At 30.1% G+C, this 6,279-nt stretch carries 7 protein-coding genes; 5 read left to right on the top strand and 2 right to left on the bottom strand.

What is annotated here, in order from left to right; translation table 11 throughout:
* Nucleotides 1-521 precede the first annotated feature (521 nt).
* Together K8N75_RS07605 and K8N75_RS07600 are read left to right on the top strand one after the other, a co-directional pair.
* Nucleotides 522-2,606: an acetate--CoA ligase family protein gene (locus K8N75_RS07605; RefSeq protein ID WP_223791469.1), complete on the top strand. Its 2,085-nt coding sequence runs from the start codon at nt 522-524 to the stop codon at nt 2,604-2,606.
* A 234-nt stretch (nt 2,607-2,840) separates the two neighbouring features.
* The gene (locus tag K8N75_RS07600) at nt 2,841-3,080 is read left to right on the top strand and encodes a hypothetical protein (protein ID WP_223791468.1); all 240 of its coding nucleotides are present in this window, start codon (nt 2,841-2,843) and stop codon (nt 3,078-3,080) included.
* A gap of 61 nt (nt 3,081-3,141) precedes the next feature.
* On the opposite strand, the gene K8N75_RS07595 is transcribed toward K8N75_RS07600, so the two are convergent.
* A complete protein-coding gene (locus tag K8N75_RS07595; protein ID WP_048190207.1) occupies nt 3,142-3,426 on the bottom strand; it encodes an antibiotic biosynthesis monooxygenase in 285 nt (94 codons plus the stop codon).
* A gap of 170 nt (nt 3,427-3,596) precedes the next feature.
* Here K8N75_RS07595 and K8N75_RS07590 point away from each other — a divergent pair, with 170 nt between their 5' ends.
* Nucleotides 3,597-3,863: a ferredoxin gene (locus K8N75_RS07590; protein ID WP_223791467.1), complete on the top strand. Its 267-nt coding sequence runs from the start codon at nt 3,597-3,599 to the stop codon at nt 3,861-3,863.
* 39 nt (nt 3,864-3,902) lie between these two features.
* Nucleotides 3,903-4,307, top strand: coding sequence for a TIR domain-containing protein (locus K8N75_RS07585; RefSeq protein WP_223791466.1), 405 nt, complete (start codon nt 3,903-3,905; stop codon nt 4,305-4,307).
* Nucleotides 4,308-4,346: 39 nt separating this feature from the next.
* On the opposite strand, the gene K8N75_RS07580 is transcribed toward K8N75_RS07585, so the two are convergent.
* Nucleotides 4,347-5,282, bottom strand: coding sequence for a hypothetical protein (locus tag K8N75_RS07580; RefSeq protein WP_223791465.1), 936 nt, complete (start codon nt 5,280-5,282; stop codon nt 4,347-4,349).
* Nucleotides 5,283-5,412: 130 nt separating this feature from the next.
* Here K8N75_RS07580 and K8N75_RS07575 point away from each other — a divergent pair, with 130 nt between their 5' ends.
* Entirely contained in the window at nt 5,413-6,267 is an 855-nt protein-coding gene (locus tag K8N75_RS07575; RefSeq protein WP_223791464.1) for an AAA family ATPase, read from the top strand.
* Nucleotides 6,268-6,279: the final 12 nt, after the last annotated feature.

The following is a 6,279-nucleotide window of genomic DNA, read 5'->3' as shown; positions in this document are numbered from 1 at the left end:
CTAAAAACAAGAACAAAAAAAAATTCGAAAAAAGTTAATTATGAGACAGCCTCAATTATAATCCTTAACCTTGAAAACAATAAATCAATGCTTAAATAAATCATTTAATTCAATATAATTTTTTAGAGATTTACAAGTTTGTATAATTAACAAAATTATAAATAATTATTATTGAACAAACAAATAAAGCAGAATATTAAATGAAAGGATATTTAGTCTTGATTTATAGAATAAACATTCAAAAATATGTTGATATAAATACATTATATAAAACAATATAAAATAAATTTTCTGGATTGGAATTTTTTAAACTTGATTTTATAAATAACTGCATATAAATGAGTATTTTTTATTAATTAATAAATTTTCAACTAATTATCTTAAATACAAAATAAAAATACTTAAATATTCTTAATAGTGATGTTAAATTGTTTATTTTGAAATTTTCTTTTCAATGATACTCAAAAGAAATCCAAATATAGAATTTATAACAAAGTAATCAGTGATATAGGTGATAAGACATGCTTGATATGTTTAATGCTAAATCAGTTGCAGTAATAGGTGCATCTGAGACAAAAGGTAAAATTGGATACGATTTAATGACATCTCTTTTAAATAATTATAAGGGAAAAATTATCCCAATCAACCCTAAAGGCGGCAAAGTATTAGGGATTCCTGCTTTTAGTTCAATAAAGGAATATGGTCACGTGGATCTTGCAGTAATAGTTATACCTGCATCTTTAGTTCCATTAACTGTTGAAGAATGTGGAGAAACCGGAATCAAAAATATTGTTGTTATCTCAGCAGGATTTAAAGAAGTTGATAAGGAAGGTTTCAAACTTGAGAAAAAACTGGTTGAAATATGCAAAAATTATGATATTGAACTTGTTGGTCCAAACTGTTTGGGAATAATGGATACATACAATGATATGAACGCATCATTTGCATCTGATATTGCACATAAAGGCAAAATAGCTTTTATGAGCCAATCAGGAGCTATAATGGCAGCAATACTTGACTATGCTGATAAAAAGAATATAGGTTTTTCTCGGATCATTAGCCTTGGAAATAAAGCCGGGATCAATGAAAATGATTGTATTGAAGATTTTATGGAAGATGAAAATACTGAAGTTATAACTGGATATCTTGAAGGCATTGTGGATGGTCAAGGATTTATAGAAGCAAGTAGAAAAGCATCCCAGAAAAAACCAATCTTACTTATAAAATCTGGAACGACAGCCAAGGGATCTGAAGCTGTTTCTTCCCATACAGGTACAATTGCAGGTTCTGATTCAGCATACGATGCAGCATTCTCACAAAGTGGAATTATACGTGTAACTTCTCTTGATGAAATGATGGATTATAGTAGTGCTTTTGCATTATCACCACTTCCAATGGGGAATAGAATAGCTATAATAACAAATGCTGGCGGTCCTGCAATTATGACAACAGACGCTGCGATTAAGGCCGGTCTTGAACTTTCAAAGCTTACATGTGATACCCAAGAAAAGTTAAAAGCAGGATTACCTTCTACTGCTAATGTTAAAAATCCTGTGGATGTGTTGGGTGATGCAAGTCCAGATAGGTTTAGATTTGCACTTGAAATTGTTTTAAAAGATCCAAATGTTGATGGAGTAATTTATCTGGTTACACCCCAGTCAGTAACAGATCCTGAAGGAACAGCTAATGTAGCAATTGAACTGGCAAAAAAATCCGAAAAACCAGTTTTATGTAGTTTCTTTGGTGGAACACGTTTTGAAGGTGCTGAAAGACTTCTTGCAGGAAAAAGGGTTCCAAATTATTTGTATCCTAAAAGAGCTGTTAAAAGCATGAAAAGATTGTATGATTATTCCATTATAAAAAATCAAGAATATCCAAAACATCCTAAATTTGATGTTGATAAGGATGCAGTTAGGAATATAATCAATGATGCAAAGAAAAAGGGTGTTAACACATTTGGTCTTGAATCATTTGATATACTAAAGGCATATGGAATTCCAACCGTAGGTACTGCTCTTACTACAACAGTTGAGGAAACTGTGAAAGCTGCTGAAGAAATTGGATATCCTTTGGTTATGAAAATAGTTTCTCCACAAATTTCCCATAAATCTGATGTTGGTGGAATAAAACTTTATTTGAATAATGCAGAAGAAATCAGAACAGCCTACGAAGATATGATGGAGAATATACCTAAAAAGGAACCAGAAGCACAACTTGAAGGTGTGCAATTACAACAAATGTTGTCGGGAGATAAAGAAGTAATCATAGGTATGATCCAAGATCCTACTTTTGGACCTATGTTAATGTTTGGACTTGGTGGTATTTACGTTGAAATTGTAAAGGATGTTAAATTTGCAATAGTTCCTGTAAGTGAAATTGAAGCAAACAATATGATAACTGGAATTAAAACCCATAAACTGCTTGAAGGAACAAGAGGAGATAAAGCAAGCGATATCGATTCTATTTCGGATATTATATTGAGGATTTCACAGTTGGTAACAGATTTCCCTGAGATCAATGAATTTGAAATCAATCCATTGATGGTTTTTGAGGAAGGAAAAGGAGCATTAGCCGTCGATATGAGGTTGATACTGAAGGAAGATTAAACTCTTTAATAATTTTTTTTCAAAATTTTAGATTCATCTCAAATAGAAAATACGTATTCTTTTGGTTAAATAAGATAAATTAGAGATAAATATATATTTAAAAAAAGTCTACAGTATAATTAAAGATAATTTCATTTGATTGAATCCACAAAGTAATCTATTAGATGTAAATAATATTTATCTTAGGATGATCAAAATCTTCATTTTTTTTCTTTAAATGTGGGAGGTCAGTTTATGGATGAAGAAAAAAGTAAACTACTTGAAGCTGCAGAAAAGGGAGTAACTAAAAATTATTTACTGTCCAAGGCTCTTTTAAAAAAATATTTTAGAACACTATATGAAAATAATGGAATGGAATGGACACAAGAAAATAATAATGAAATTGAATTTATTGTTGAAGCAATTAAAAATAAGGCAGTATTCCAGTCTATAAAAACAGTGAATGATTCATTAGACAATAGATCATCTGAATAATGCTAACTACCATTTATTTGGATAAAAGATATTTTAAAGAAAATGAACAAATATTATGTAATTAGTATGGTGTTTTTTCTATCTCTTCTAAATAAAAAACAGCGGGTTTACCAACTACACCTGCTTTTAACATTGTATTTTTCAAATCATCAGATTCAGTAAAATCTTTGGCTTTTTCCAAGTTTTCCCATTCGGTTATTACTACTAAATGATTGGGATCTTTTGTATTTCTAAGAACAGAAGCACCTTTAGAACCTTTGGCTTTTCGTGTAGCACCATCTTCATCATATACTGGTTTCCATTTAGTATAATCCTCTACTCTGTGTATCACCAAAACAAATGTCATATTCTATCAACTCCTATTTCATTGGATTCAAATATTTCTATTTTATATTTCTGTTCTAGGTGTCATTTTAATTTTTATAGAAATATATAGGAAATAAATAGACTTTATAAAAAAATTTCATTTGATTATTATCTGAAAAATCTATATAGAAAAATCAATATATTAACCATATGACAAAAAATGTGGATGAAAAACATCATTTAAAATTTAGGGTGGTTGTTGAAAGGGATAAGTGTACATCATGTGGTTCATGTGAGGATTTATGTCCAGAACTTTTTGAATTAGATGAAGGTGGCATAGCACATATCATTGGTTCAGAAAGGGTAGAAAATAATGATGAACTTGAAATGGAAGAAGAAAACTGTAGTGTTGATGCCGCAGAAAGCTGTCCAGTTATGATCATCCATGTATACAAAGATGATGTGGAACTCCTATAAAATATGTAGTATATTATTGAAAATAGGGAAGTAAAAATAATGGAAAATGAATCAATAACTTATAAATTATTTTTAAGTCAACTAAAAGAATCAACTTATGAATATGATAAATTAATTGGTAAATTGGAATCTGTTAATGATTTTCAATACATCAATCATAGTATTGCAGATAAAACAGATAAAGATGATTTAAAAGAACAGATGAAATCTGTTGATGTTGTTGTAATATTATCTGGCCTATATTCAGCGGATAAAGATTTGATTCAACGTGAAATAGACGTTGCTGTGGAACTTGGCAAACCCATTGTTATGATAAGACCATATGGTTTAGAAACAGTTCCAGGAAACATTGAAAAAAAAGCATCAGAAGTTATTGGTTGGAATGCGGGATGTATTGTTGATTCAATACATGAAAGTTTAGATGAAGAAGGATATGATGATTAAAATTATCCTATATTTAAATACCTGAATGTTTTAACTAAATCACATATTCTGTATAGACATATCTAGAAGTTCTAAAGTTTTATTATAAGCTTCAATATAACCTGATAATCCGGGCATTTCATAAACAATTGCCCTATATCCCTTTTTTACAAGTGGATCTGTGAAATGGATATTAGAAGTACCTTTCTCAGAGTTATTATTATTTTTGTAGTAGTTAAAATCTGGAATTTTCTGTTTCAATGATTCGGCAAATTGTACAGAGTTGGCATCCATTTCAGGGGTTGCAAAATAAAATCCTTGCCCATATCCTGGCTCATGGTCATGACATACTATTATCATTTTATAATTTGATTCAGCTATGTCGAGGAGTATATATGTGGCTGCAAGGGTTTCACCATTATTTCTTCCCAATGTAAAATCATCAGGCTCATCAACAACGTTGATATCATATTGAACAATTTCAATACCTGGTGGCACATTATAATTCTTCAATAGATCGGTCCAAACAGTCTTTGAAAGATGTTCCCTGGGATGTATGCCTGTAACAATAGCTATTTTATTTGAAGTTTTGTTTAATTTAGAAGATTGATAAATATATTTGGTTACATAACCCTTTGTATTGTGTCCAAGTGTGTATTGATTGGAAATGCTGTTGTTGTCTTTAGCTACAAAACTGTTGAATGATGCAGCTGCTACTAAAGAAATCATAAAAATGAATAATACTAAAAATGTGAATTTATATCCTCTAATCGGATTTTTATCTTCCAATGTGTTTTCAGAAGAATGTCTTAAATCTACATCATTATCATTGATAATATCATTGGATGCCATTGTTGATTGTTTCTTAGCATTATCTCTAAGTTCATTGAAAAATGTTAAATTTCCACCACATTGACACTCTTGAAAATCTTCCTTTGATTCTCCTTCCTGGAGCTCATAATAGCCATTACATCTGTCACATATCAAATATGGCATTTAATCCCTATCTATTAGTTGTATTTACTCATTTAAAATATTTTTTTTTATTATAATTAAAATTGTTCATATAGATATAATTCCTCATATTAGGAAAATTTATAATTTCGTTTGGACAATACAAATACTTATGAAAGATAGTGAAATTACTATGGAATCACTTAAAAATAACTTAATTAAAAACCATTATATACCTGATAATAGTACGGTTACTACGATATATCTAGCTTTTAAATTAAAAAAACCTGTTCTTGTAGAAGGTCCTCCGGGTGTAGGTAAAACAGAACTTTCAAAAGCTGTTAGCAGGTCATTTGGAATGGATTTTTTCAGAGTACAATGCTATGAGGGTATAACATTCGAACAGATAGTCGGTGAGTGGAATTATCAAAAACAATTACTTCACCTAGAGATGTCAAGGATAAAAGAAATTGACCAAGACATATTCAACGAAGAGTTTTTTATTAAAAGACCGCTTTTACAGGGATTTATGAATAAAAATCCATCAGTAATTTTAATAGACGAAATAGATAAGGCTGATGAGGAAGTTGAAAGTTTTTTACTACAAGCTTTGGGAGAGGGACAGATCACAGTTAACGACCTTGGAACATTTGACATTCAAAATGATTTAATGGTTATAATGACATCAAATTCCCAGAGATCCCTTTTAGATGAAACTAAAGATCGTTGTTTATTCCTTTACATTGATTATCCTTCTTTTGATAGAGAAGTGGAGATCGTAAGTGCAAATGTACCTGCAGCTTCCAGTGAACTAGTTGAAAGCGTAGTTACTATGATCAATAAATTAAGGGAAATGAATCTCCTTAAAAAACCATCAATTAGAGCTACTGTTGATTGGGTTAAAACACTACTGGAATTTAATTCAGAAAAACTGGACGATGAAACTTTCAAAAAAACAGTTTCAGTGGTTTTAAAAAACGAATCAGATAAAAAAAAGGTTTTGAAAAAATTTTCTAGTGAAAGATAACTGAGTGAATTA

The sequence above is a fragment of the Methanobacterium spitsbergense genome (assembly GCF_019931065.1).
Classification (GTDB): Archaea; Methanobacteriota; Methanobacteria; order Methanobacteriales; family Methanobacteriaceae; genus Methanobacterium_B; species Methanobacterium_B spitsbergense.
The sequence above is the reverse complement of the archived record's forward strand: the minus strand, read 5'-3'. Positions and strand labels throughout refer to the sequence as shown.

Coding starts and splice junctions, on each gene's coding strand:
- K8N75_RS07605 (WP_223791469.1), top strand. CDS start 522: ATGCTTGATATGTTTAATGCTAAATCAGTTGCAGTAATAGGTGCATCT.
- K8N75_RS07600 (WP_223791468.1), top strand. CDS start 2,841: ATGGATGAAGAAAAAAGTAAACTACTTGAAGCTGCAGAAAAGGGAGTA.
- K8N75_RS07595 (WP_048190207.1), bottom strand. CDS start 3,426: ATGACATTTGTTTTGGTGATACACAGAGTAGAGGATTATACTAAATGG.
- K8N75_RS07590 (WP_223791467.1), top strand. CDS start 3,597: ATGACAAAAAATGTGGATGAAAAACATCATTTAAAATTTAGGGTGGTT.
- K8N75_RS07585 (WP_223791466.1), top strand. CDS start 3,903: ATGGAAAATGAATCAATAACTTATAAATTATTTTTAAGTCAACTAAAA.
- K8N75_RS07580 (WP_223791465.1), bottom strand. CDS start 5,282: ATGCCATATTTGATATGTGACAGATGTAATGGCTATTATGAGCTCCAG.
- K8N75_RS07575 (WP_223791464.1), top strand. CDS start 5,413: ATGAAAGATAGTGAAATTACTATGGAATCACTTAAAAATAACTTAATT.